At 74.6% G+C, this 23100-nt stretch carries 20 protein-coding genes; 13 read left to right on the top strand and 7 right to left on the bottom strand.

The window, feature by feature from the left end; genetic code table 11:
- The first annotated feature begins 161 nt into the window (after window positions 1–161).
- The 5 genes from DDJ31_RS30670 to DDJ31_RS30650 all read left to right on the top strand — a co-directional run bounded on the left by DDJ31_RS30670 (window position 162) and on the right by DDJ31_RS30650 (window position 5545).
- A complete protein-coding gene (locus tag DDJ31_RS30670; RefSeq protein WP_127177147.1) occupies window positions 162–1403 on the top strand; it encodes a class I SAM-dependent methyltransferase in 1242 nt (413 codons plus the stop codon).
- 5 nt (window positions 1404–1408) lie between these two features.
- Window positions 1409–2047, top strand: coding sequence for a dTDP-4-dehydrorhamnose 3,5-epimerase family protein (locus DDJ31_RS30665; RefSeq protein WP_127177148.1), 639 nt, complete (start codon window positions 1409–1411; stop codon window positions 2045–2047).
- Window positions 2044–3021 (top strand): NAD-dependent epimerase/dehydratase family protein, encoded by a 978-nt coding sequence (locus DDJ31_RS30660; RefSeq protein ID WP_127177149.1) that lies wholly within the window; start codon window positions 2044–2046, stop codon window positions 3019–3021. Before DDJ31_RS30665 ends, DDJ31_RS30660 begins: the two co-directional genes overlap by 4 nt.
- A 148-nt stretch (window positions 3022–3169) precedes the next feature.
- Window positions 3170–4291 carry an epoxide hydrolase family protein gene (locus tag DDJ31_RS30655; protein WP_127177150.1) on the top strand — a complete coding sequence of 374 codons (1122 nt, stop codon included), beginning with the start codon at window positions 3170–3172 and terminating at the stop codon, window positions 4289–4291.
- 27 nt (window positions 4292–4318) lie between these two features.
- Window positions 4319–5545: a cytochrome P450 gene (locus tag DDJ31_RS30650; RefSeq protein ID WP_127177151.1), complete on the top strand. Its 1227-nt coding sequence runs from the start codon at window positions 4319–4321 to the stop codon at window positions 5543–5545.
- A gap of 64 nt (window positions 5546–5609) precedes the next feature.
- Here the strand turns inward: DDJ31_RS30650 and DDJ31_RS30645 are convergent, their stop codons facing one another.
- On the bottom strand, window positions 5610–7094 hold the full coding sequence (locus DDJ31_RS30645) for an alpha/beta fold hydrolase (protein ID WP_240678020.1): 1485 nt from the start codon (window positions 7092–7094) through the stop codon (window positions 5610–5612).
- Window positions 7095–7310: 216 nt separating this feature from the next.
- Here DDJ31_RS30645 and DDJ31_RS30640 point away from each other — a divergent pair, with 216 nt between their 5' ends.
- Both DDJ31_RS30640 and DDJ31_RS30635 read left to right on the top strand, forming a co-directional pair.
- Window positions 7311–7634 carry a 2Fe-2S iron-sulfur cluster-binding protein gene (locus DDJ31_RS30640; protein WP_127177153.1) on the top strand — a complete coding sequence of 108 codons (324 nt, stop codon included), beginning with the start codon at window positions 7311–7313 and terminating at the stop codon, window positions 7632–7634.
- Complete coding sequence (locus DDJ31_RS30635) at window positions 7631–8869, top strand: NAD(P)/FAD-dependent oxidoreductase (RefSeq protein WP_127177154.1); 1239 nt, start codon at window positions 7631–7633, stop codon at window positions 8867–8869. Before DDJ31_RS30640 ends, DDJ31_RS30635 begins: the two co-directional genes overlap by 4 nt.
- Here the strand turns inward: DDJ31_RS30635 and DDJ31_RS30630 are convergent.
- Window positions 8855–9958 carry a winged helix DNA-binding domain-containing protein gene (locus DDJ31_RS30630; protein WP_240678021.1) on the bottom strand — a complete coding sequence of 368 codons (1104 nt, stop codon included), beginning with the start codon at window positions 9956–9958 and terminating at the stop codon, window positions 8855–8857. The two genes, DDJ31_RS30635 and DDJ31_RS30630, sit on opposite strands and share 15 nt — an antisense overlap.
- Window positions 9959–10351: 393 nt before the next feature.
- Between DDJ31_RS30630 and DDJ31_RS30625 the strand changes: the two genes are divergently transcribed.
- Window positions 10352–11569 carry a cytochrome P450 family protein gene (locus DDJ31_RS30625; protein WP_127177156.1) on the top strand — a complete coding sequence of 406 codons (1218 nt, stop codon included), beginning with the start codon at window positions 10352–10354 and terminating at the stop codon, window positions 11567–11569.
- A 6-nt stretch (window positions 11570–11575) separates the two neighbouring features.
- A complete protein-coding gene (locus DDJ31_RS30620) occupies window positions 11576–11956 on the top strand; it encodes a hypothetical protein (RefSeq protein WP_127177157.1) in 381 nt (126 codons plus the stop codon).
- Between the two features lie 87 nt (window positions 11957–12043).
- Here DDJ31_RS30620 and DDJ31_RS30615 read toward each other — a convergent pair whose 3' ends face one another.
- The 3 genes from DDJ31_RS30615 to DDJ31_RS30605 all read right to left on the bottom strand — a co-directional run bounded on the left by DDJ31_RS30615 (window position 12044) and on the right by DDJ31_RS30605 (window position 15608).
- Window positions 12044–13078: an MDR family NADP-dependent oxidoreductase gene (locus tag DDJ31_RS30615; protein WP_127177158.1), complete on the bottom strand. Its 1035-nt coding sequence runs from the start codon at window positions 13076–13078 to the stop codon at window positions 12044–12046.
- A 58-nt stretch (window positions 13079–13136) separates the two neighbouring features.
- Window positions 13137–14639: an MFS transporter gene (locus DDJ31_RS30610; RefSeq protein WP_127177159.1), complete on the bottom strand. Its 1503-nt coding sequence runs from the start codon at window positions 14637–14639 to the stop codon at window positions 13137–13139.
- Between the two features lie 186 nt (window positions 14640–14825).
- Entirely contained in the window at window positions 14826–15608 is a 783-nt protein-coding gene (locus DDJ31_RS30605; RefSeq protein WP_127177160.1) for an SDR family NAD(P)-dependent oxidoreductase, read from the bottom strand.
- Window positions 15609–15975: 367 nt separating this feature from the next.
- Here DDJ31_RS30605 and DDJ31_RS30600 point away from each other — a divergent pair, with 367 nt between their 5' ends.
- The 4 genes from DDJ31_RS30600 (at window position 15976) to DDJ31_RS30585 (ending at window position 20673) form a co-directional block, all read left to right on the top strand.
- Window positions 15976–17211: a CaiB/BaiF CoA transferase family protein gene (locus tag DDJ31_RS30600; RefSeq protein ID WP_127177161.1), complete on the top strand. Its 1236-nt coding sequence runs from the start codon at window positions 15976–15978 to the stop codon at window positions 17209–17211.
- Between the two features lie 81 nt (window positions 17212–17292).
- Window positions 17293–18600 (top strand): alpha-isopropylmalate synthase regulatory domain-containing protein, encoded by a 1308-nt coding sequence (locus DDJ31_RS30595; protein ID WP_127177162.1) that lies wholly within the window; start codon window positions 17293–17295, stop codon window positions 18598–18600.
- Window positions 18601–18602: 2 nt separating this feature from the next.
- Window positions 18603–19637 (top strand): ketoacyl-ACP synthase III family protein, encoded by a 1035-nt coding sequence (locus tag DDJ31_RS30590; RefSeq protein WP_127177163.1) that lies wholly within the window; start codon window positions 18603–18605, stop codon window positions 19635–19637.
- A gap of 64 nt (window positions 19638–19701) precedes the next feature.
- Complete coding sequence (locus DDJ31_RS30585; RefSeq protein WP_240678022.1) at window positions 19702–20673, top strand: aromatase/cyclase; 972 nt, start codon at window positions 19702–19704, stop codon at window positions 20671–20673.
- Between the two features lie 239 nt (window positions 20674–20912).
- Here DDJ31_RS30585 and DDJ31_RS30580 read toward each other — a convergent pair whose 3' ends face one another.
- The gene (locus tag DDJ31_RS30580) at window positions 20913–21524 is read right to left on the bottom strand and encodes a response regulator transcription factor (RefSeq protein ID WP_093829442.1); all 612 of its coding nucleotides are present in this window, start codon (window positions 21522–21524) and stop codon (window positions 20913–20915) included.
- A gap of 21 nt (window positions 21525–21545) precedes the next feature.
- Window positions 21546–22418: a sensor histidine kinase gene (locus DDJ31_RS30575; RefSeq protein ID WP_127177164.1), complete on the bottom strand. Its 873-nt coding sequence runs from the start codon at window positions 22416–22418 to the stop codon at window positions 21546–21548.
- Window positions 22419–23100: the final 682 nt, after the last annotated feature.

The following is a 23100-nucleotide window of genomic DNA, read 5'->3' as shown; positions in this document are numbered from 1 at the left end:
GTACGGTCCTCGGCCGCCGAAGGGCGGGCGTGCGGGGGCGAGTCGACGGATTCTCTAGGCGCCCGTGGGAGCGTCTCGGCTCACCGGCTGCCGCGGAGCCGACCGGGAGAAGAAGGCGCTGCCGCCACACCGGCACCACGCTGTCACCACCAGGAGGACGAGTGGTCATCGATCGCTGCCGCGTCTGCGGCAACCGCACGCTGCTGCCCGTGCTGGACCTCGGTCCACAGGCCCTGACGGGTGTCTTTCCCCGGTCACGCGAGGAGACCGTCCCCGTCGTGCCGCTCGAACTCGTGCAGTGCGCGCCGGACGGCTGCGGCCTCGTGCAGCTGCGGCACGTCGCCGACTTCGGCCTGATGTACGGCGAGGGCTACGGCTACCGCTCGGGCATCCGCCCCTTCATGATCCGCCACCTGGCGGGCAAGGTGGACGCCGTCATGAGGCTGGTCGCGCCCGGCCCGGGTGACCTGGTGGTGGACATCGGCAGCAACGACTCCACCCTGCTGCGGCAGTACCCGGCCGAAGGGCCAGATCTTGTGGGGGTGGACCCGGTCGGCGGGAAGTTCCGCCATCTGTACCCGCCGCGGGCGGAGTTGGTGACGTCGTTCTTCTCCAAGGACGCGTTCACCGAGCGGTTCGGCGCGCGCCGGGCCAAGGCCGTCACCTCGATCGCGATGTTCTACGACCTGCCGCGGCCCCTGGAGTTCATGCGGGACGTGCGCGACATCCTGGACGACGACGGGGTGTGGGTGACCGAGCAGAGCTATCTGCCGTCGATGCTGGAGGCCACCGCCTACGACGTGGTCTGCCACGAGCACCTGGCGTACTACAGCCTGCGGCAGATCGAGTGGATGGCAGGACAGGTCGGGCTGACCGTCATCAGGGCGGAGCTGACCGACGTGTACGGCGGCAGCCTGGACGTCACGCTCGCCAGGACCCCCACCAGGCACCGGGTGGACGAGGCGGGCCTGGCCGCGATCCGGGCCAGGGAGGCGGCGCTCGGGCTCGACGGTCCCGCTCCGTTCCTGCGGTTCGCGGAGCGCGCCGCGCGGTCCCGGGACACGCTGCGGGAGTTCCTCGACGACTCCCGCAAGGCGGGCCGGCTGACCGTCGGCTACGGCGCGTCGACCAAGGGCAACGTGATCCTCCAGTACTGCGGGCTGAGCCGGGACGACCTGGTGTGCGTCGGCGAGCCCAGCGAGGAGAAGGCCGGCTGCCTCACCCCGGGCACCGGGATACCGATCGTCTCCGAGGCGGAGGCCAAGGCGCTCGGGCCCGACCAGTTGCTGGTCCTGCCGTGGATCTACCGCGACGGATTCATCGAGCGGGAGCGGGAGTTCCTGGCCGGCGGGGGGAAGCTGGTCTTCCCGCTGCCCGCCCTCGACGTCGTCGACGGGCGGTGACCGGGATGCGGACCCGCGCGCTCGCCGTGACGGGCGCCTTCTCGTTCACGCCCGAGGTGTACAGCGACGAGCGCGGCACCTTCGTCTCGCCGCTCCAGCACACCGCGTTCGTGGCCGCCGTCGGCCACGACCTCACCGTGGCGCAGACCAACCACAGCAGGTCGGCGCGCGGGGTGCTGCGCGGTATCCACTTCACGACGACCCCGCCGGGGCAGACCAAGTACGTGCACTGCGCGCGGGGGCGGGCGATGGACGTCGTGGTGGACATCCGGGTGGGCTCCCCGACCTTCGGCCGGTGGGACGTCGTCGAGCTGGACGCCCGCTCCTTCCGGGCCACCTACCTCCCGGTGGGCGTCGGGCACGCCTTCCTCGCCCTGGAGGACGACACCGTGATGTCCTACCTGGTCAGCACGGAGTACCGGGCCGAACGCGAGCTGGCCGTCGACCCGTTCGACCCGGCGCTCGGCGTGGCCTGGCCCAAGGACACGGAGTTCGTCCTCTCCGGGCGGGACCGGGCCGCCCCCTCGCTGGCGCGGGCCGAGGCCGCGGGCGTGCTGCCCCGGTACGAGGAGTGCCTGGCCCTCGACGCGGGCGAGGCCGCCGTCGGCGCGGCGCGGGCCGACCGCGCCGACCGGCCGGCATGAGCGGGCCGACGGCGTCGGGTGCCGTGGCGGTCCTCGGCGGCACCGGCTGCGTGGGCCGCCACGTCTGCGCCGCGTTCGCGGCCCGGGGGCGCCGGGTGGTGGCGGTCGCCAGGCGGCCCTCGCCCGCGGTGGGCGCCCACCGGTTCGTGCCGCTGGACGCCGCCGGGTGCACGCCGGGTGAACTCGCCGCCGTGCTGGCCGCCGAGGGGGTCGGCACGGTCGTCAACGCGACCCTCGGCTGGGGCCGCACCGAGGCCGAGATGGGCCGCACCAACGTGGGGCTCGTGGAGCGGCTGCTCGACGCGCTGCGCGGCCTCGACGACCCGCCGCGCCTGGTGCAGCTGGGCACCATCCACGAGTACGGTCCCGTGCCGCACGGCACGCCGCTCGACGAGCGGGTGCCGCCCCGGCCGCAGACCCTGTACGCGCGGGCCAAACTCACCGCCTCGCGCTCGGTGCTGGCCGCGGTCGGCGCCGAGGGCCTGGACGCCGTGGTGCTGCGGGTGACGAACACGATCGGCCCGTACCCGGCCCCCGACAGCCTCTTCGGCTCGCTCGCCGCCCGGCTGCGCGACGACACGGAGGGCGCCGGGGTCGAAGTGGCGCTGGCCGACGCGCGACGGGACTACGTCGACGTCAGGGACGCCTCGTGGGCCGTCGTCCTGGCGGCGGAGAGCACGGCGGGCGACCCGCTGCTGAACATCGGCTCGGGCGCGGCGCGCCATCTGAGCGAGCTGGTCGACGCCCTGGTCAGAGCGGGAGGGCTGACGCCGGACGCGATCAGACGACGCCAGGGCGACGCGGCGGGACGCAGCGCGGGCGCCGACTGGATCCAGGTCGACCACACCCGCGCCCGCCGGCTGCTCGGCTGGCGTCCACGCCACGACGTCGACACGTCCATGCGCGACCTGTGGTCCACGGTCCGCGCGACGGCCCCGGCCCCGTCTTCCGGAGGGGACGGACGGCGGGGGTGACGGGACGGCGGTCCCTCCGCCCGGCCCCGGCCTGGCCACCCATCCCCGCGCCCCCGCTGCACGCGGACTCGAGCCCCGTTCGACAGGGGCGCGCGACCTTGGGGGACGGTCCGTCCGGAGCGTTCCGGGCGGTCGGAAAGGAGCTTGTATGAACTCGCCCCTCACCCCGTACCGGGTGCGCGTCCCCGAGGAACGCCTCGACGATCTGCGGCGGCGCCTCGCCCGCACCCGCTGGCCCGACGCCGAGACGGTCGACGACTGGTCGCAGGGGATGCCCCTCGCCTACGCGAAGGACCTCGCCGGGTACTGGGCGCGGCACTACGACTGGCGGGCGACCGAGGCCCGGCTGAACGCCGTCGAACAGTTCCGCACCGACGTCGACGGGGTGGCCGTCCACTTCCTGCACGCCCGCTCACCGCACCCGGGCGCCCTGCCGCTGCTGGTCAGCCACGGCTGGCCCGGCTCGGTCGTGGAGTTCCTCGACATCATCGGGCCGCTCACCGACCCGCCCGACCCGGCGGACGCCTTCCACGTCATCTGCCCGTCGCTGCCCGGACACGGCTTCAGCGGCAAACCGTCGGGCGACGGCTGGCCGGTGGAGCGGATCGCGGCCGCCTGGGCGACCCTGCCGGCCCGGCTCGGCTACCGGCGCTACGGCGCGCACGGCGTCGACTGGGGGTCGTTCGTCACCGCCGCCCTGGCCGAGACGGACCCCGAGGGACTGGCCGGCATCCATCTGACGATGCCGTTCGCGCGACCGCCCGAGGAGCAGGTCGCGCTGGACGGACGCGACCTGGCGGGGCTGGCCGCGATGAAGCGGTTCCAGCAGCAGGAGGGCGGCTACTCGGTGCTCCAGAGCACCCGCCCGCAGACCCTCGGGTACGCCCTGACCGACTCGCCCGCCGGGCAGTTGGCGTGGATGGCCGAGAAGTACTGGGCGTGGAGCGACCACGACGGCGACCTGGACAAGGCCATCCCCCGCGACCGGCTCCTCGACGCCGTCTCGGTGGGCTGGTTCCGCGCGACGGCGGCGTCCTCCGCCCGCATCTACTGGGAGAGCCAGAACCGGCTGGCCCTCGCCCCGGTCCGGGTACCGACCGCGGTCTCCAACTTCCCGAAGGACGGCCGGATGCCGCGCCCGTGGATCGCGGCCAGGTTCACCGATCTGCGCCGCTGGACGGACCACCCGGCCGGCGGCCACTTCCCGGCCCTCGAACAGGGCGACGCGCTCGTCGAGGAGCTGCGCGCCTTCTTCCGCACCCTGCGTTGACGCCATGCCATCAGGAGGGAAACACCCGTGACGACTTCGACCGAGACCGAGGCCGGCCCCGCGCCGGACGACAAGACCTTCCCCTACCAGCGCAAGTGCCCCTTCAGCGCGCCACCCGAGTACGCCGCGATGACCGAACGGGACGTCTCCCAGGTCGAGCTGCGCGGCTCGGGGCTGCGGATCTGGGCGGTCACCGGATACGAGACGATCAGGCAGCTCCTCACCGACCCGCGGGTGAGCGCCTCCCGCAAGCACGCGAACTTCCCGTTCTACTTCGTCGCCCCGCCCGAGTACCGCACCGAGACGTCCTTCATCGGCTACGACGGCGACGCGCACGTCCGCACCCGCCGCAAGGCCGCGCTCACCTTCACCCACCGCCAGGTGCAGCGGCTGCGGCCGCGCGTCGAGGAGATCGTCGACACCCACCTCGACGCCATGCTGGCGCTGACACCGCCGGTGGACATGCACCGGGTCTTCTCGCTCGCCGTCCCGATGACCGTGATCTGTGAACTCCTCGGCATCCCGCAGGACCGGCACGACTTCTTCATCAAGCACGGCACGGCCCTGCTCGGCGGGCACAGCAGCACCGAGGAACGGCAGGCGGCGATCCTGGAGGTCAACGCGTACATCAGCGACCTGATCCTGGCCAAGCGCCGGGAGCCGGGTGAGGACCTGCTCAGCCGGGCCATGGCGGACTACGAGGCGTCGGGCGAGGAGTACACGGACCGGGACCTGTTCAACATGGTCAGGCTGCTGATGAACGGCGGGCACGAGACCACCGCGAGCCAGATCTCGCTGGGCACCGCCTGCCTCCTGGAACACCCCGACCAGCTGGAGCTGCTGCGCTCCGATCCCACGCTGGTGAAGCCCGCCGTCGAGGAACTCATCAGGTTCGCCACCATCGGCGACACCGCCGTGCCCCGGGTGGCCCTCGCCGACATCGAGGTCGGCGGCACCCTGATCCGGAAGGGCGACGGCATCCTCTGCCTGGGGCTCGCCGCCAACCGGGACCCCGAGGTCTTCCCCGACCCCGACCGGCTCGACATCACCCGGGGCAGCCGCAAGCACCTCGGCTTCGGCCACGGGGTGCACCACTGCATCGGCGCCGACCTGGCCCGTCTGGAGCTGGAGATCGTGTGGAGCAAGCTGTTCCAGCGCATCCCGACGCTGCGGCTCGCCAAGCCCTTCGCCAGCATCCCGCGCAAGGAGGGCGCGGTCATCTACAGCCTGTGGGAGCTGCCGGTCACCTGGTGAACGCGTCCGATCGTACGGACGGCTCCGCCCCGAGGCCGCCTCGGGACGGAGCCGTCCGCGCGCTTCAGAGGGCGTCGGCGGGAATGTCGGGGCGGGCCGCCGCACCCCGGCAGGTGGTGTCCTCGGCGGGCAGCACCCCGTCCACCAGGTACCGGTGCACGACCTCGTCGACGCGCGGGTTGGCGCCGAGCACGTAGATCTCGTGCTCCCCCGAGTCCGTGACGGTCAGCAGCCGGTGGCCCAGCAGCTCCGCCATGGCGACGCCGCCCGCGTAGTGGTCCATCGGGTCGCCGTCGGCCTGCACGACCAGGCCCCGCGGATAGCCGTCGCGGCGCAGCACGGTCGGCGGCTCGGCCGGCTCGAAGGTGCGGAACGCCCCGACCCACGGCTGCGCCCGCAGCACCCCGTAGCCGTAGGGGAACCGCTTGCGGAAGTCCCGCATGTCGGTGTAGTAGACCTCCAGGTCGGCGGGCCACTCGTGCTCCAGGGTCACCGCCTCGAGGACGCCGATGCGGCGGGTGCCCTCGCTGTCCGCGGGCCGCCAGGTGCTCTGCTCGGCGAGCAGTTCCTCGCAGGCCCGCGGTCCCGCGCCGCCGGGCGCCGCGACGGCCAGCAACGCGCCGACGACCCGGGCGAGTTCGGCCCAGCGGGCGCGGTCGGCCGAGCGGGTGCCGACCGCGCCGTCGAGGAGGGTGCGCAGCCGGACGCCGCCCGGCTGGTCCTCCAGCAGGGCGGCGGCCCGCTCGACGGCCGTGAGGACCTGGCCCCGGCCGCGGCCGAGGCCGAAGACGGTGTGCCGCTGCCCGGTCCAGCGGGCCCACTGATTGACGTTGCGGTGGACGGCGTCGCCCTGCCACAGGAACTGCTCGCGCCAGCTCCACCGGGGTCCGACGCAGGAGTCGAGCACGCTGCGGTCCAGGTGGGCCGGGAACATGCTGCCGTAGACGGCTCCGACGTAGGCGCCGTAGGCGTAGCCGACGAAGGTGATCCGGCTCTCGCCGAGGGCCCGGCGGATCAGGTCCATGTCCCGGGCGGTGTTGCGGGTGCTGATGTGCCGGCGCAGCGCTCCCCCGCCCCGCTCGCAGGCCAGTTCCCGCTGCCGCATGTCCTCCGCGAGCTGCGGGAACACCGCGTCGGGCGGCCGGGAGTCGAACGGCGCGGTGGGGGTGTGGACCTCGGCGTACAGCGGTGTCGAGGCGCCGGTGCCGCGCGGGTCGAAGCCGATCAGGTCGTAGACCTGGTGGAGCGCGGTCCGCGCGAACCGCGCCGGCAGGGACGTGCCGAGGCCGCCGTCGCCGCCCGGCCCGCCGTTGACGGCGAGCAGGACGCCCCGGCGGCGCGCGGGGTCGGCGGCGCGCAGCCTGCTGACGGCGAGCGTGACGCGGTCGCCCGCCGGGTCCGTGTGGTCGCGCGGCACGTCGAGGGTCGTGTACTCGGTGCCGGGGACGGCCGGGCGGTCGTCGAACGGCTGAGCCGACCAGCGCGGGCGCGGGGTGGGGAACTCACGGGGAACCCGCGCCGTACCGGTGCCGGGCCAGTTGGTTGCCACCTCATACCTCCCGTTCGGATCAGGATCTGCCCAGGGTCGCCGGTGCGGCTCGAACCACCCTGGAACAGCGGCGGGGCGGCGGGCCGGGTCCCGCCGGGCGCGACCGGGGCGACCGGGGCGACCGGGCGCTTCGAGGGCTGCTCCACCCCGCTCCCAGCGGCGGCCGTCACAGTGACCCGCGCAACCGGTCACCCGGGCTGCCACGAGGAGGGCACCATGGCCAAGATCACGTACAAGCATCCCGACGGCACCGAGACGGTCGTCGAGGTGACGGCCCCCAACACGGTGATGCGCGGCGCGAAACTCAACGGCGTCGAGGGCATCGTGGCCCAGTGCGGCGGGTCGGCCCAGTGCGGCACCTGCCACGTCTACGTCGACGAGGGCAACACGCTGCCGCTGCCCGAGATGCACGAGGCCGAGGACGACGTGCTGTACGGGACGGCGTCCGAGCGCCGGCCCACCAGCCGGCTCAGCTGCCAGCTGCCCGTCTCGGAGGCCATCGACGGGCTGGTCGTGCACCTCCCGCCGACCCAGACATGAGGGACACGGGACCGGTCGTCGTGGTGGGCGCCGGCCACGCCGCGCTGGAGACGGCGGCGGCCCTGCGGGCGGCGGGCCACTCCCGGCCGGTGATCCTCGTCGGCGCGGAGAGCGAGCCGCCGTACGCCCGACCGCCGCTGTCGAAGGGGTACTTGACCGGGCGGGTCGGGACCGAGGAGCTGTGGCTGCGGCCGGAGGGCTTCTTCGCCCGGCAGGACGTCACCGCGGTCCTCGGGGACCCGGTCGTCGAGATCGACCGCGACAGCGACCGGGTGCGGCTCGCGTCGGGCGGGCGGATCGCCTACGGCACGCTCGTCCTGGCCACCGGGGCGCGTCCGCGGCGGCTGAGCGTGCCGGGCGCGGACCTCGACGGCGTGTTCGCGCTGCGGAGCCTGCGGGACGCGCGGGAGCTGCGGCGGGCGCTCGGTGCCGGCGGGGACGTCCTGGTGGTGGGCGGGGGCTTCATCGGCCTGGAGGTGGCCTCCGCCGCGCGGGGTCTGGGGCTGCGGGTGACCGTGGTGGAGGCGGGCCCGCGGCTGATGGGCCGTGCGGTGACCGGGACGCTCTCCGCCCATCTGGCGGAGCTGCACCGGGCCGAGGGCACCCGCGTCCTGCTGGACCGGGAGCTGGTGGCGCTGCGCGGTGAGCGGGGCCGGGTCCGGGTCGCCGAGCTGAACGACGGCACCCGTCTGGCCGCCGACGTGGTGGTGGTCGGCATCGGGGTGCTGCCGAACACCGGGCTCGCGGCGCAGGCGGGCCTGACCACGGGCAACGGCGTCGTGGTGGACCGGTGGCTGCGCACCGGGGACCGCAACGTCTACGCCATCGGGGACTGCGCGCGCTTCCCCACCCCGCACGCGGCACGGCCGGTGCGGCTCGAATCGGTGCAGAACGCCACCGAGCAGGCCGCCTGTGTGGCCGCCGCGCTCACCGGGACGCGCCGGCCCTACACCGCCGTGCCCTGGTTCTGGACCGAGCAGTGCGGGGTGCGGGTGCAGATGGCCGGCCTCACCGGGCAGCACGACCGCGAGGTCGTCGCCGGTTCACCGGCCGAGGGGCGGTTCACCGTGTTCTGCTTCCGCGCCGGGCGCCTGGTGGGCGCCGAGTCGGTGAACCGGTCGGCCGACCACCTGATCACCCGCAGGCTGCTGGCCGCGGGCGGAGCGGGCCCGGCCCCCGACGACGTCGCCCGCCCCGGCTTCGACCTGCGGCGGCACCTGTCACCGTCCGCCTGAGACGAGGGCGTTGTCGAACCTGACGGTCGGCGGGGTGCCGTCCTCGGCCAGGAACGCGGCCAGCCGCCCCGCCTCCCGGGTCACCTCGTCGAGGTCACCGCCGGGCAGTTCACGGAACGGGGAGACCAGCAACTGGCCTTCCCGGTGCGCCCAGACACCGCTGACGAAGCCGTCGACGAGGAACGTCGGCCGTACCGTCGCCTGTCCGGGGCAGACCAGCTTGCGGTGCGCGTCGGCGATCACCCGGCCGCGGTCGGCGTGGCCGAGGAGCAGGTTGTCGAAGGCGGGCAGGAACCGTACCGGCGCCGGGAGTTCGGGGTCTGCGGGCTCGGCCTCCGGCAGGTCGAACAGCTCCCTGCCGTGCTCGTCGCGGTGGACCCGCAGCCGGGGCCGCAGCTCCTCGACGACCTCCCGCAGCCGGGTCAGCCCCGACCACGCCTGGACGTCCTTCACGTCGGCGGGCCCGAACGCGGCCAGGTACCGCGTCACCAACGTGGCCACCGACGGCGCCTGTTCGAGGTCGCGCCCGATCCAGTCCTCCGCGAGCGCGCACGGCACGGGACCGCGCCGCCCCCACAGTCCGCTGGGCGGCGGGTGCACCATCGCCACCAGGAAGTGCGCCGAGACGGCGAGGGGGCCCGGCCGCCGGTCGGGGAAGTGCTCCGCGAGCAGCACGCCCAACTCCCGCCTGGTCAGGGTCTTTCCGGCCAGCGTCCGGCGGGCCACGGCCGCGAGTTCGGCGAGGTCGACGCCGTCGATCTCGCGCCGCAGGCCGGCCATCGGGGCGCGGTCGAGGCGGGGTTGGAGCAGCGGGCGCAGCCAGCGGAAGTCGTCGGCGAGCGCGAGGTGCTGGGTGGTGCGCAGATGGGCGCCGCGCACGATCCGGCGCTCGCGCAGCGACGTCGACAGCGCGTCGTGCCGGAAGCCGGTCACCCGCGTCCACAGGCCCACGTAGGGCGCGTCGGGTTCCTGCCCCTGCATCGCGACCAGCCGTCCGACCACGTCGGCGACCGGCCAGGTCACCCGGTCGAGGAGCAACTGGCGTTGCAGCAGGGTCCGGTTGAGGGTGCGCGTGGAGAGCGACGGCATGCGGTTCATTATCCCCGTCGAGCCGCCGGCGCGGGGCGAGCCGGTGCGTCGGCATCGGCCGTCTTGCCCCCTCCCGGGCCGCCCGCGCGCGGGCCTGCCGGTGCGTCAACATCCGCCGCCCCGCCCCCCCTCCCGAGCCGCCCGCGCACGGACCTGCCGGTGCGTCAACATCCGCCGCCTCGCCCCCTCCCGCGCCGCCCGCGCGCGGACCTGCCGGTGCGTCGGCATCCGCCGCCCCGCCCCCTCCCGGGCCGCCCGCGCGCGGGCCTGCCGGTGGGCGGACGGCGGGTGAGCAGGGCGCGAGCGGGGGTCGAGCGGCGCCGCCTACGGTCTCGGACTGGGCGCCTGCCGCGCCTGTGTGCCCATCGCCGTTCGGACCCCCCTGGAGCTGTCATGACCGAGGGCCTGGTAGCCGATCTCACCGGAGCGGACCCGAGTTACACCGCCGACCCCTATCCGCTCTTCGCCGAGCTGCGCGCGCGGGGTCCGGTGCACCGGGCCCGCGTCCTTGACGGGCGTGACTGCTGGCTGATCACCGACTACGAGGCGGCGCGGGCCGCCTTCGCCGATCCCCGGCTGAGCAACGACATCCGCCATCTCAAGGCCTGGGAGAACCTCGGCCGCAATGTGGTGGGCAAGACCCTGATGCAGGTGGACCCGCCGGACCACACCCGGCTGCGGAAGTTCATCGCGCGGGAGTTCACGCTGCGCCGGGTGCGGTCGATGCGCCCTCGGGTGGAGCGGATCGCGCACGACCTGCTCGACGCGCTGCCCGCCGCGGGCGAGGTGGACCTGGTGGAGTCGTACGCGCTGCCGCTGCCGATGTCCGTCATCTGCGAACTGCTGGGCGTCCCCGAGGGGGACCGCTCCGACTTCCACCAGTGGTCGAGCGACCTGTCGGCGCCGCCGACCCCCGAGCGGGGCGACGCGGCGCAGGAGGCGATGGGCGCCTACCTGTACGCGCTGGTGGAGACCAAGCGGAAGGAGGGCGGCGAGGATCTCCTCGGCGCGATGGCGCGGGCCGTGCAGGACGACGGCGACCGGCTCTCCCCCGAGGAACTCCTCGGGATGGCGTTCCTGCTGCTGGTCGGCGGGCACGAGTCCACCGCCAACGTCATCTCCAGCGGGGCGCTCGCCCTGCTGCGCAACCCTGACCAGCTCGCCCTGCTGCGGTCCGACTGGTCGCTCCTCGACACGGCCGTGGAGGAGGTCCTGCGGTTCGACGGTCCCGTGGAGGTGTCCGCGTACCGGTACACGACCGAGCCGGTGCGGGTGGGCGACACCGAGATCCCGGCGGGCGAGGTGGTGCTGATCGGCATGGCGGCCGTCGGGCGGGACGCCAGGCAGTTCCCCGACGCGGAGCGGTTCAGTCTGGAGCGCGAGGTGCGTGAGGTGCGCGCCCATCTCGCCTTCGGGCACGGCGTCCACCACTGCGTCGGCGCCCCGCTGGCCCGGATGGAGAGCGCCATCGCGCTGCGGGCCCTGCTCGAACGGTGCCCGGATCTGGCGCTCGCGGTGCCGTACGAGGACCTCACCTGGAAGCCGCCGACGTTCCAACTGCGCGGGCTCGCGCAGCTGCCGGTGCGCTTCACGCGGGCCGGCCGGGCGTAGCGGCCGGTGTCGGACAGCTCGGCGGGGCGGCCGCCGTCCCGCGTTCCGCTGACCCCGGTCGGCACCTGGACGGCCCGGGTGCGCAGGCCGGGAGGCAACTCGGTCGGCTCGTTCCGCTTCACCGCCTGGGGGCACGCGCTGCTCACGGTGGGCGGGGTGGGGGCGGGGCGCTGGTCGTCGCTCGGGCCGGGCGGCTTCCTGTTCCGGATCACGGAGCCGGTCCTCGACGCCGACGGGCGGTGCGCCGGGTGGGTGGACATCGAGCAGCACGCGCGTCAGCGCGGCGGGTTCTTCACCAGCCGGGGCACCTCCCGGGTCTACGACGCCGACGGCCGGCTGACCCGGGCGGTGCCGGTCGCGGTGGAGGCGACCCGGGTCGGGGACTGAACACGGCGGAGGCGGGACTGGAGACGGCGGAGGCGACGAGACGGTGGCGGGTGCCCGAGGGGGGCGCCCGCCACCGTCGTCGTGCCGTCAGTCGCCGACGCGGACGCTGACGTTGCCCCGGTAGCGGCCGTCCAGGAGCGCGAGCATCGCCTCGGGGGCGCGCGGGAGGCCGCCCTCGACGACGGTGTGCGGGAAGACGAACCGGCCCTCGTGGTACCAGCGCGCGAAGTGCTCGTACCAGGCGCTGATCTGCTCGGGCAGGTGGTAGCAGGCGAACGGCCTGATCTCCAGGTGCCGGGTGATGGCGCGCATCAGGTCGAGCCTGGGGTGCCCGGCCGAGGCGTCGCCGATCTGTCCCGCCAGCGCCCCGCACAGGGCGAAGCGGGCGTGCGGGGAGGCGACCTGGACGGCGGCCTCGAACTGCTCGCCGCCGACGTTGTCGAAGAACACGTCGATGCCGTCGGGGGCGAGGTCGCGCAGCCGGTCGACGACGGGCCCGTCGTGGTAGTCGAACGCGGCGTCGTAGCCGAGTTCGTCGACGAGGTAGGCGGCCTTCTCCTTGCTGCCCGCGCTGCCGATGACCCGGGCTGCCCCCCGGCACCTGGCGATCTGCCCGGCGAGCGACCCGACCCCGCCCGCCGCCCCGGAGACGTAGACGACGTCGCCCGCGCCCACCCGGGCGATGTCGGCCATCCCGTAGTAGGCGGTGGGGCCCTGGCTCAGGAAGTACACCGGGCTCGGGAAGAGGTCGGGCGCCAGCTTGACGTACCGGTCCGCGGGTCCTGACGAGTACTCCGACCAGCCGCTCATCGACTGGACCAGGTCGCCCGCGGCCAGTTCGGCGGAGGCGGAGCGCACCACGGTGCCGAGGGCGGCGCCGCCGAGGCGCTCGCCGGGCAGGAACGGCGGCACCGGCAGCGGGCAGCCGGGCCGCATGAGGTCGGCGTAGGCCGCCGCGAGGGACAGATGGTCCGTGCGGACCAGCACCTCTCCGTCCGCCGGGTCGGGGACGGGCGTCTCGACGACCTCGAAGTGGTCGAGGGTCAGCGCGCCCTCCAGTGGTTTCGTGAGCCGGACCTCCCGGGCCCTCGTCGGTGTCCGCCGGCTGTTGTCGGTGCTCATGGTTCTCCTTCCGTGGTGCGCGATGGCAGGGGTGGACGGTGGTGGCGTGGACGGTGGTTCAGCGGACCGGTGAGGTGTCGCCCGCTGCGGCGCCGGTCAGCGGGCCGCCGGCCCGGCGGTGCCCGGGGCCGCGCGGCAGCGCGCAGGTCAGGGCGAGGACCCCCAGCAGGAGGCAGGCCAGCCAGCGCAGGGTGTGGGAGAAGGCCGCCGGGACCGGGTGGCCGGTGTCCAGCAGCCGCAGGAAGGCCAGCGGGACCAGGCAGATGCCGAGCGCGGTGCCCAGTTGGTACGTCGTGTTGCCGAGCCCGGCCGCGGCGTGCCGGTGCTCGGGCGGCACCTCCGTCAGCAGCAGCGTCGACAGCGGGGCGACCGTCAGCCCCATGCCGGTGCCGAGCAGGATCAGCGCGGGCAGGATCTGCCAGACCTGGATGTCGGTGCCGAGGGCCCGCGTCTGCCAGCCGTACAGCAGCGCCCCGGTGAGCTGCGTGAGCGCTCCCGCCTGGAGGACGGTGCGCCCGTACCGGGGGAACAGGACGTCGCAGGAGAGCCCGGCGGCCACCGCGACCGCCGCGCCGAACAGGAGCATGCACAGCGCGGTCCGCAGCGGCGACCAGCCGAGCCCGACCTGGAGGTGGAAGCACCAGGCCAGGAGGTACAGGCCGCCCAGGACGCCGTGGACGAGTTCGATCCCGATGCCGACGGCGTAGCCGCGGACGGCGAAGAGGGACGGCACCACCAGCGATCCCGCGCCGCTGCGGCTCCTGGCCCGTTCGCGGCGCACGAAGAGGGCGACCAGGCCGGCGCCCGCCGCGATCGACAGCGGGACCCACACCGGCCAGCCCGCGCCGGGCCCGCGGCCCAGCGGGTAGAGGATCAGCAGCACCCCGGCGGCGGCGACGGCGGTCCCCGGCCAGTCGGGGGCGCCCGCCAGCGGGTCCCGCCGCTCGACGACGCACCGCCGGCCCAGCAGCAGGCACGCGACGCCGACCGGGACGTCGGCGAGGAACAGCGCGCGCCAGCCGAGGCCGAACAGGTCGCTCTCTAGCAGGAGCGCGCCCACCACCGGGCCCGCCAGCGCGCCGAGGCCGATCACCGTGCCGAAGACGGCGGTCGCCCGGCGCCGTCCGGCGGCCGGGGACAGCGCGTCGATGAGGTGCGGCACCTGCGGCACCATCAGCGCCGCCGCCGCGCCCTGCGCCACCCGCGCGGCCACCAGGGTCCCGGCGTCGGGCGCGAGCCCGCCGGCCGCCGAGGCGACGGTGAAGGCGCCGACGCCCAGGAGGAAGACCCGGCGGCGGCCGTGGACACCGCCCAGCCGGGCCCCTGGGACGAGCACGACGGCGAACGCGAGGGCGTAACCGCCCGCGATCCAGGGGAGCGTGCCGTAGGGCACGCCGAGGCCGGTCCTGATGGTCGGGAGAGCGACGGTGACCACGGTGAGGTCGACCAGGTCGAGCAGGGTGGCCGTCATCACCACGGCCAGGGCCGTCCGGCGGGTCCTCGCGGTCGCCCGCGTCGGCCGGGGTCTGGTGGCCGGTCCTGGGCGGAACGTGAACGTCATGGATTTCTCCCTGCTCACAGTGGTGTGGGAACCGCGTGAGCGACGCTAGGCGCCATGTAGGCCCGGACGTGTCCGCGTTGGCCGCCGCGGGACCGGCCGCGGGCGCGCCCGGCGTGCGGCCCGCCCGTGTCCCGGGACCGGTCGGGAGCCGGCCAGGAGCCGGTCAGGAGAGCCGGGCATCCGGCGTCAGGCGTCTTGGCCGGCCTGCCCCGCGCCCGTGTCCATGCCGCCGTCGACGGTGATGACCTGCCCGGTGACCAGCGACGCCGCCGGATCGGCCAGCCGGGTGATCCAGGGCGTGATGTCGTCGGTGTCCGCGACCCGGCCCAGCGGGACGGAGCCGGCCACCGCGTCGAACAGCCCCTCCACCTGACGGACCGTCATGCCGTTGGCGCGGTACGCCTCGGTGCGCACGAAGCCGGGGGCGACGGCGTTGACCCGGACCCCGTGGACGGCCAGCTCCGCCGCCCAGCTGCGGGTCAGGCTGTGCACGCCCGCCTTGCTCGCCGAGTACACCGAGCTGCCAGGCCCGGGGTTGTGACCGGCCCGGCTGGAGACCAGGACGATGGTCCCGCGCCGCGCGAGCAGCGCCGGCAGCAACTCCCCCGTGACCAGCAGCGGGCCGAGCAGATTGGTGTCGAGGACCTCCCGCACGGTGTCGGGGGCGAGGGCGGCGAGCGGGCTGAAGCGGAAGACACCCGCGTTGTGCACCAGGACGTCAAGGCCGTCGCCGCAGGCCCGCACCTCGTCGGCGAGGGCCCGCGCGCCGGTCCCGGTGGCCACGTCGGCGACCACCGGGACGATCGCGGGGTGCTCGGCCGCGACCTCCTCCAGGCGTTCCTTGCGCCGGCCGCAGACGACGACGGTGGCGGCGCCCTGTTCGGCGAAGGCCAGCGCGGTGGCCCTGCCGATGCCGGTGCCCGCGCCGGTGACGACGACGGTACGGCCCGCGAACGTTGGATCGGGCATGGTTGTCCCCTTCACGGCGGTCGTCCTGGAGCGGCCCGGCGGCTCGCCGTGCCGCCACCGGCCGCGGTCGGTCGGACGGCCAGCGTGGGCGAACGCGGTTGTGCTGCCCTGGACCTCGGGTGGACCTGCCGGGGCCCTTCCTAGGACCTCGGGTGACTTGCCGGGGCCGGTGCCTCGGGCCTCAAGAGGTCCTCCGGGGCTGTCCGGGCCGGGCCTCGGGTGGACTTGCCGGGGCCGGGGCCGGGGCCTCGGGCCTCAAGACGTCCTCCGGGGCTGTCCGGGCCCCGGCACTGCCCCCGTTCGAGCCGCTGTTGACCGCTCTCGCGCAGCCTGGAGCCGACCGTGTCGCCGAGCGACGGAGCGTGTCATGTCGGCAATCCGTGATCACTCGCCTCCGGCAGCCGAGGCGCAGGCGGCCAGGCCGCCGCTGGCCGGGCTGCGCGTCCTGGAGCTGAACGGCATCGGCCCGGTGCCCTTCGCCTGCATGCTGCTGGCCGATCTGGGGGCCGAGGTGATCCGCGTCGACCGGGCCGACGGGGTCCGGCCCTACGCGCAGTGGCACAGCGTCCTCGACCGGGGCCGCCGTTCGATCGCGCTCGACCTGAAGAACCGTCAGGGGGTGCGGACCGCGCTGCGGCTGGCGCAGCGGTGCGATGTGCTCGTCGAGGGGTTCAGGCCCGGGGTGGCCGAGCGTCTCGGCATCGGGCCCCGCCAGTGCCACGCCCGCAATCCGGCCCTGGTGTACGCGCGGATGACCGGCTGGGGGCAGCGGGGTCCGCTGGCCCAGGCGCCGGGCCACGACATCAACTACATCGCGCTGACCGGCGCTCTGGACGCGATCGGCTCGGCCGGGGGCCCGCCGGTGCCGCCGGTGAACCTGCTCGGCGACTTCGCGGGCGGCGGGATGCTGCTGTTCGGCGGCATCCTCGCGGCCGTCCTCGACCAGCGGCGGACCGGGCGGGGCCGGGTGGTGGACACGGCCGTCGTGGACGGGACCGCGCTGCTGATGAGCATGGTCCTCGGCATGTCGGGCGCCGGGCAGTGGCATCCGGCGCGGGGCGGCAACCTGCTCGACGGCGGCGCCCCCTTCTACGGCGTGTACCGGTGCCAGGACGGGAGGTACGTCGCGGTCGGGGCCCTGGAGGACCGGTTCTACGCGGCGCTGGTCAAGGGGCTCGGGCTGGACCTGGCCCGGTTGCCCGACCGGTGGCGGCGCGCGGAGTGGGAGGCGCTGCGGTCGGTGTTCGCGGAGCGGTTCGCGCGGCGGACCCGGGACGGCTGGGCGGCGGCCTTCGCGGGCACGGACGCCTGTGTGACGCCGGTGCTGACCGTCGAGGAGGCCGCCAGGCACCCGCATCTGCGGGCCAGGGGCGCGTACGTGCAGGACGGTCCGCTGCTCCAGCCCGGCGCCGCGCCCCGGTTCGAGGGGGTCGGGCAGGGCCGGCCCGCGCCGCCCCCGGCGCCCGGCCAGCACACCCGTGAGGTGCTGACCGAACTGGGCTGCTCGGGGCCGGAGATCAGGCGGCTGCTGGCGTCCGGCGCGGCCCGCACCGGCTCCGCGCCGGACGACGCCGTGGCGGGGGACGTGACCAGCCGGTCTTGAGCGGGACGCGAGTCCCCGGCCGCAGGCTTTCGGGTCGCGGCGGGCACGATCCGGATCCGACCAGCGGTGGAGGACGGGCAGATGGCGGGACAGGACATCCAGCTCCATGACACGACCCTGCGGGACGGCGCGCGCCCTGCGGGCCGGGTGCTGCCGGTGGACGACAGGCTCGCCGTGGCCCGCTGTCTCGACGGCCTCGGGGTGGGCTTCATCGAGGGCGGGCGGCCGGGCGCGACGGCGGCGGACACCGAGTTCTTCCGCCGGGCGGCCGGTGAACTGCGCCTGACCGGTGCGGTGTTGGTGGCGCGCGGGGCGGCCCGTGCGCCCGGCGCCTCGGCCGCGACCGACCCGCGGGTGCGGGAGCTGCTCGCGGCCGGGACCCCGGTGGTGACCCTGGCGGCCGTGAGCGACTCGCGGCGGGTGGAGCGGGCGCGGGGGACGAACCTGGCGGAGAACCTCGCGGCCGTCGGCGGCACGGTGCGGCACCTGGTGCGGGCGGGGCGGCGGGTCCTCCTGGACGCGGAGCACTTCTTCGACGGCCACCGGGCCAACCGGGAGTACGCCCTGGAGGTCGTGCGCACCGCCGCGGAGGCCGGCGCGGAGACCGTCGTCCTGTGCGACGGCGCCGGCGGCCGGCCGCCCGACGAGGTGGGCGCGGTGGTGTCCGACACGCTGCACGGCACCGGGGTGGAGCTGGGCGTCCACTGCCGTGGCGGCGCGGGGCGCGCGGTCGCCGGCTCGGTGGCGGCGGTGGCCGCCGGGGCCCGGCAGGTGCGGGGCACGGTGTGCGGATACGGGCGGCGACGCGACGCGGACCTGTTGAGCGTGGCCGCGCAGCTGATCGTCACGCGCGGGGCGGCGGCGCTGCCGGGCGGGTCCGCCGTCCTGGGCGCGGCCGTCGCGGAGAGCGCCGGACGGGCCGTCGAGGTGGTGTCCTGGCAGGTCGGCGCGGACCCTGCGGGCGGTGGCCAGGACCGGTCGAGCGCCTCGGTCCTGCTGCGGGTGGACGGGGTGGCGACGGCGGCGACCGCGTCCGGCGGCGGGGCGGTGGAGGCGCTCGACCGTGCGGTGCACCGGGCGCTCGACCCGGTGCTGCCCGGGGTGCGGCGGCTGCGGCTCACCGGTCACCTGGCGCGGGTCCCGGCCGGTCACGCGGGGACAGCGGGGACGGCCAGGGTCGTCGCGTCGTTCGCGGACGGCGACGGGCGGCTGGACACCGTGGGGGTGGCCGCCGACACCGGCGCGGCCTTCCTGCGGGCGCTGCTGGAGGCCGTGCGCCGGCTGCCGGCGCGGGAGCGGCACGGCGACGGGCGGACGGCGGAGCGCCGGCCGGCCGCCGTCGCGTACGGACCCACCCTCACAGAGCCCACCCTCACAGGGACGGACTGACCATGCGTGTGGACGGCATCTTCGTACAGGCGACCGGAGTGCGGCTGCCCGCCAGGCTGCGGGTGGACGACGCGGTCGCGGCGGGCGCGTGCCCGCCCAGGACCGCGCAGACCACCGGCGTCGTGTCGGTGGCGTACTCGCCCGAGGAGTCGGCGGCGGAGATGGCGGTCGCGGCCGCCGCCCACGCCCTGGACCGGGCCGGGGCGCGGCCGGAGGACATCGATCTGATCCTGCACGCGGACACCTACCACCAGGGCCAGGACCTCTGGCCGGTGGCGTCGTACATCCAGCGCGAGACGCTGCGCAACTCCTGCCCCGCCCTGGAGATCCGGCAGATGTCCAACGGCGGTCTGACCGCCGTCGAGCTGGCCGCCGCGTATCTGAAGGCGGCGCCCGGCCGCCGTCAGGCCCTGCTGACCACCGCCGACCGGTTCTGCGAGCCCGGCATCGACCGCTGGCGCACCGACCCCGGCACGCCGTACGCCGACGGGGGCACCGCGCTGGTGCTCTCCCGGCACAGCGGGTTCGCCGCGCTCACCTCGCTCGCCCTGTTCGCCGACTCGGAGCTGGAGCCCCTGCACCGGGGCGACACCCCGTTCTCCCCGGCGCCCTTCACGAACGGCATGCCCGTCGACTTCGACGCGGCGAAACGGTCCTTCGTCGAACGGATGGGCATCTCGTACGCCGTCGCGCGCAGCGGCGCCGGACAGTACAGCGTCGTCAAGGAGGCGCTGTCGGACGCCGGGATGGAGCTGGCCGACGCCGCGTGGGTGATCCTCCCGCACTTCGGCCGCCGCAGGCTCCAGTCCATCTACTACCGGCCGTTCGGCATCGATCCGGACCGCACGCCGTGGGAGTGGGCCAGGACGGTGGGGCATCTGGGCGCGGGCGACCAGTTCGCGAGCCTCGACCGGCTCGTGGTGTCCGGCCGGGCGGTGCCCGGTGACCGCTGCGTCCTGATGTCGGTGGGCGCGGGGTACAGCTGGGGCTGCGCCGTCGTCGACATCCTCGACCGCCCGGCCTGGGCGGACGGCTGACGCCCGGTGCCGGGCCCGACAAGACCGAGGCCGCCGCGGCGGCCCTACCGAGAGGAAGTGTCCTGTGGTGCGGAGCAGCGCGGAACCCACGCATGTCACGGAGCACGGGGTCGCCATCGCGGCGCCGGCCGCGGACGTCTACCGTCTCGTCGCCGACGCGGCCGGCTGGCCCGACGTCTTCGGTCCGACGGTGCACTGCGAGGTGGAGAGCGGGACGGAGCGCCGGCAGGAGCTGCGGATCTGGGCGTTCGCGAACGGCCGGGTGCGCACCTGGGCGTCCCGGCGGATCCTCGACCCCGAGGCGCGGACGGTGACGTTCCGCCAGGTGGTGTCGGCGCCGCCGGTGGCGTCGATGGGCGGCACCTGGCGGATCGAGGAGACGGCGGGCGGCTGCCGGGTGACGCTGCTGCACGACTACCGAGCCGTCGACGACGACCCGGAGGGCGTGCGGCTGATCGAGAACGCGGTGGAGGCCAACAGCACCGCCGAACTGCACGCGTTGCGGACGACGGCCGAGCGGTTCGCGGAGTTCGCGCAGTCGAGGTTCACCTTCAGCACCCGGCAGGACATCCACGGCGACCCGCGGGCGGCCTTCGACTTCCTCGCCAGGGCCGAGCTGTGGCCGAGCCGGCTTCCGCACGTGGCCCGGCTCGATCTGCGCGAGGAGGAGCCCGGCGTGCAGCACATGACGATGGACACCTACGGCCCGGACGGTTCGGCGCACACCACGTCCTCGGTCCGGCTGTGCTTCCCGGAGCGGGGGCTGATCGTCTACAAGCAGACGACCCCGCCGCCGGTGATGAGCGGCCACACCGGGCGGTGGGTCGTGGAGGACGTCAGGGACGCGTCCGGCGCGCGGGTGGCGCGGGTCACCTCCTGGCACACGGTGGTGGTCGACCCGCAGGGCGTGCGCCGGGTACTGGGGCCGGGCACCGAGCCGGCCGAGGCGCGCGCGATGATCGAGCGGTCCCTCACCGCGAACAGCTCGGCGACCCTGCTCAGGGCGAAGCGGCACGTGGAGGGCGGGACGCCGTGACCGCGCGGGCGTGATTGCCGCGTGATCCCCGCGTGATCCCCCCGTGAGACCCAGACGCCCCGGGCGACCGGGGCGTCTCCGCGATGTCCAGACGGCGGGCCGGCCCGGGGCGGGGAGTCGGATCACGAGTCGGATCACGGCGGGTTCCCGCTCCCCCGGCGCGCGGCCCTGGGAGTGTTCCCGGGCCGCTTCCGGCTGCCGGACCCCGCGGGGGCGTCGGGCTGCCGTTCCCCGCGTGGTCAGGGGATCCAGCCCGCCTGCTCCGCGATCCGGACCGCGTCGACCCGGTTGCGGGCGTTGAGCTTGGTGACGATGGAGGTCAGGTAGTTCCGGACGGTCCCCTTGGTGAGGTAGAGCCGGCCGGCGATCTCACCGGCCTCGGCTCCCTGGGCCGCCAGCCTGAGCACCTCCAGTTCCCGTCTGGTCAGGGGGGTGTCCTGGACGTCCCACGCGGACAGGGCGAGTTCGGGGTCGATGGCGCGCTGGCCCGCCGCCACGGCGCGGATGGCCTGGGCGAGCCGGTGCGGGTCGGAGTCCTTCAGCAGGAATCCGGCGACCTTGGCGTCCAGCGCTCGGCGCAGGGTGCCCGAGCGGCCCATGCCGGTCATCATGATGGTCCGGCAGTGCGGGAGCTGTCTGTGGAGTTCCTTGGCGGCGCTCAGCCCGTCGATGCCGGGCAGCGAGATGTCGATGACGGCGACGTCGGGCCTGGCCCGCAGGGCGGTGGGCACAATGGCGTCGCCGCGTCCGACGGCCGCCACGACCTCCAGGTCGCTCTCCAGTTCAAGGAGGGCGACGAGGGCCTCACGGAGCATGGAGACGTCTTCGGCGATGAGGACTCTGACGGACAACGTGAACCTCCTCTCTCCCTCTCAGGAGGGCGGCCGACCTGAGCCGAGCGACACGGCGAGCGGGACCTCGCACACCAGGTGGAACCAGCCGTCGTCGACCATCGCGGTGTCGACGCGGCCTCCGACGACGTCGAACCGGCTGGCCAGGTTGTGCAGGCCGGTGCCGTCGGAGCGGCACGGCTCGGCCGGGGCGCGGGCCACTCCGTCGTTGGCCACCACGAGCCGCACCTTCTCCCGCTCGTCGGCCACCCGGATCGTGATGTGCCGGACGCAGGCGTGGCGCAGCGCGTTGGTCACGCCCTCGCGGACCGCGGTGGCCAGGACGGCGTCCACGGCCGGGGGCAGGCTGCCGCACCGGATGTCCACCCGCACGGCGACCCCGAGCGAGTCCAGGACGGAACGCGCCGAGGACGCCTCGCCCTCCAGGGACATGTCGCGGTAGCCGCGGGCGACCAGTCGTACGTCGGACAGGGCCTGCCGGGAGATGCCGAGGATCTCGTCGATCTCCTTGCGGGCCTGGTCGGGTCTGTTGGGCACCAGCCGGTAGATCAGCTCACTCTTCAGCGCGATCGACGACAGGCTGAAGCCGAGCAGGTCGTGCAGGTCCATGGAGAAGCGCAGCCGCTCGCTCACGACGGCGCTGCGGGCCGCCTCCGCGCGGGAGGCCCACGCCTCGGAGACCAGATGGGTCAGCCGGCAGAGGCCGAGGACGACGAGCCCGCCGAGACCCGAGACCAGGGCGAGCCCGACGGCGGGCAGCAGCGGCGAGTCGTGGGCCAGGGCGCGCAGGGGCAGCACCGCGACGACGACCGCGAAGGCGCCCCAGGCCCGAATTCCGGTGAGCAGAAGCAGTGCCGAACCGGCCAGCGGGCCGGTCAGACCGTTCCAACTCATTCCGCCGAACGCCACCGTGAAATAAGTGGCGGCCGCGACGAAAAAGAAGACGGAAACTCTGCTCGCCGGCTCCCATCGCTGATAGGAAAGAAATGGGAGAACGGCCTGGAAACCGAGCAGTATTACCGCGCACAAACCATAGACGACTGTCTCGCCCGTACCGCGAGAACGTTGGGCCACATCGGCCAGAACCAGCACACCATGGCTCAGCACCAAGGCAACGATCAGCGAGCGGGCTATCTGGAGAGCCACTCGTGTGAGGTCCGATCGTTTCGCGTTGCGAGAATCTCCACGACAAAGAGCATCCACCTGTCCCCCGTATACCTGAGATCCAATGCACTGTTGGTCACATTGCAAAAGCCACCGGCATATCGGAGCGATAATAACAGGACGTGGTTCCGGTACAACCGGTGCCTACGGTGTGATCACCGTCCGTGATTTACACCTGCACAAAACCAGCCTCCCCGGACACGGTGATCAATTCACCGGCGCTGCCCCTCGGATACCCGGGGGCCCTGGGCGCATGCCCGGCCGCGGGCCGCGGGACAGAACCACCCACTCCGCAATGATCCGAAACGTGGCTGGTTCGCGGCGGTGCGCCACTACCGGACGGCGCCCGGCACCGCCCTTCGGCCACCGCCCCGACGGCTGCTCCTTGTCTTGACAGACCGCGTGGACGGTG

The sequence above is a fragment of the Streptomyces griseoviridis genome (assembly GCF_005222485.1).
In the GTDB taxonomy this organism is placed as follows: Bacteria; Actinomycetota; Actinomycetes; order Streptomycetales; family Streptomycetaceae; genus Streptomyces; species Streptomyces hintoniae.
Note: the sequence above shows the minus strand (reverse complement) of the source record. Positions and strands in the feature narration are given on the sequence as shown.

Bases quoted from the DNA above. Each gene is read 5' to 3' on its own strand.
- DDJ31_RS30665 (WP_127177148.1), top strand. From the start codon at position 1,409: ATGCGGACCCGCGCGCTCGCCGTGACGGGCGCCTTCTCGTTCACGCCC.
- DDJ31_RS30610 (WP_127177159.1), bottom strand. From the start codon at position 14,639: ATGACGTTCACGTTCCGCCCAGGACCGGCCACCAGACCCCGGCCGACG.
- DDJ31_RS30635 (WP_127177154.1), top strand. From the start codon at position 7,631: ATGAGGGACACGGGACCGGTCGTCGTGGTGGGCGCCGGCCACGCCGCG.
- DDJ31_RS30660 (WP_127177149.1), top strand. From the start codon at position 2,044: ATGAGCGGGCCGACGGCGTCGGGTGCCGTGGCGGTCCTCGGCGGCACC.
- DDJ31_RS30590 (WP_127177163.1), top strand. From the start codon at position 18,603: ATGCGTGTGGACGGCATCTTCGTACAGGCGACCGGAGTGCGGCTGCCC.
- DDJ31_RS30630 (WP_240678021.1), bottom strand. From the start codon at position 9,958: ATGCCGTCGCTCTCCACGCGCACCCTCAACCGGACCCTGCTGCAACGC.
- DDJ31_RS30575 (WP_127177164.1), bottom strand. From the start codon at position 22,418: ATGAGTTGGAACGGTCTGACCGGCCCGCTGGCCGGTTCGGCACTGCTT.
- DDJ31_RS30625 (WP_127177156.1), top strand. From the start codon at position 10,352: ATGACCGAGGGCCTGGTAGCCGATCTCACCGGAGCGGACCCGAGTTAC.
- DDJ31_RS30655 (WP_127177150.1), top strand. From the start codon at position 3,170: ATGAACTCGCCCCTCACCCCGTACCGGGTGCGCGTCCCCGAGGAACGC.
- DDJ31_RS30600 (WP_127177161.1), top strand. From the start codon at position 15,976: ATGTCGGCAATCCGTGATCACTCGCCTCCGGCAGCCGAGGCGCAGGCG.
- DDJ31_RS30615 (WP_127177158.1), bottom strand. From the start codon at position 13,078: ATGAGCACCGACAACAGCCGGCGGACACCGACGAGGGCCCGGGAGGTC.
- DDJ31_RS30605 (WP_127177160.1), bottom strand. From the start codon at position 15,608: ATGCCCGATCCAACGTTCGCGGGCCGTACCGTCGTCGTCACCGGCGCG.
- DDJ31_RS30595 (WP_127177162.1), top strand. From the start codon at position 17,293: ATGGCGGGACAGGACATCCAGCTCCATGACACGACCCTGCGGGACGGC.
- DDJ31_RS30640 (WP_127177153.1), top strand. From the start codon at position 7,311: ATGGCCAAGATCACGTACAAGCATCCCGACGGCACCGAGACGGTCGTC.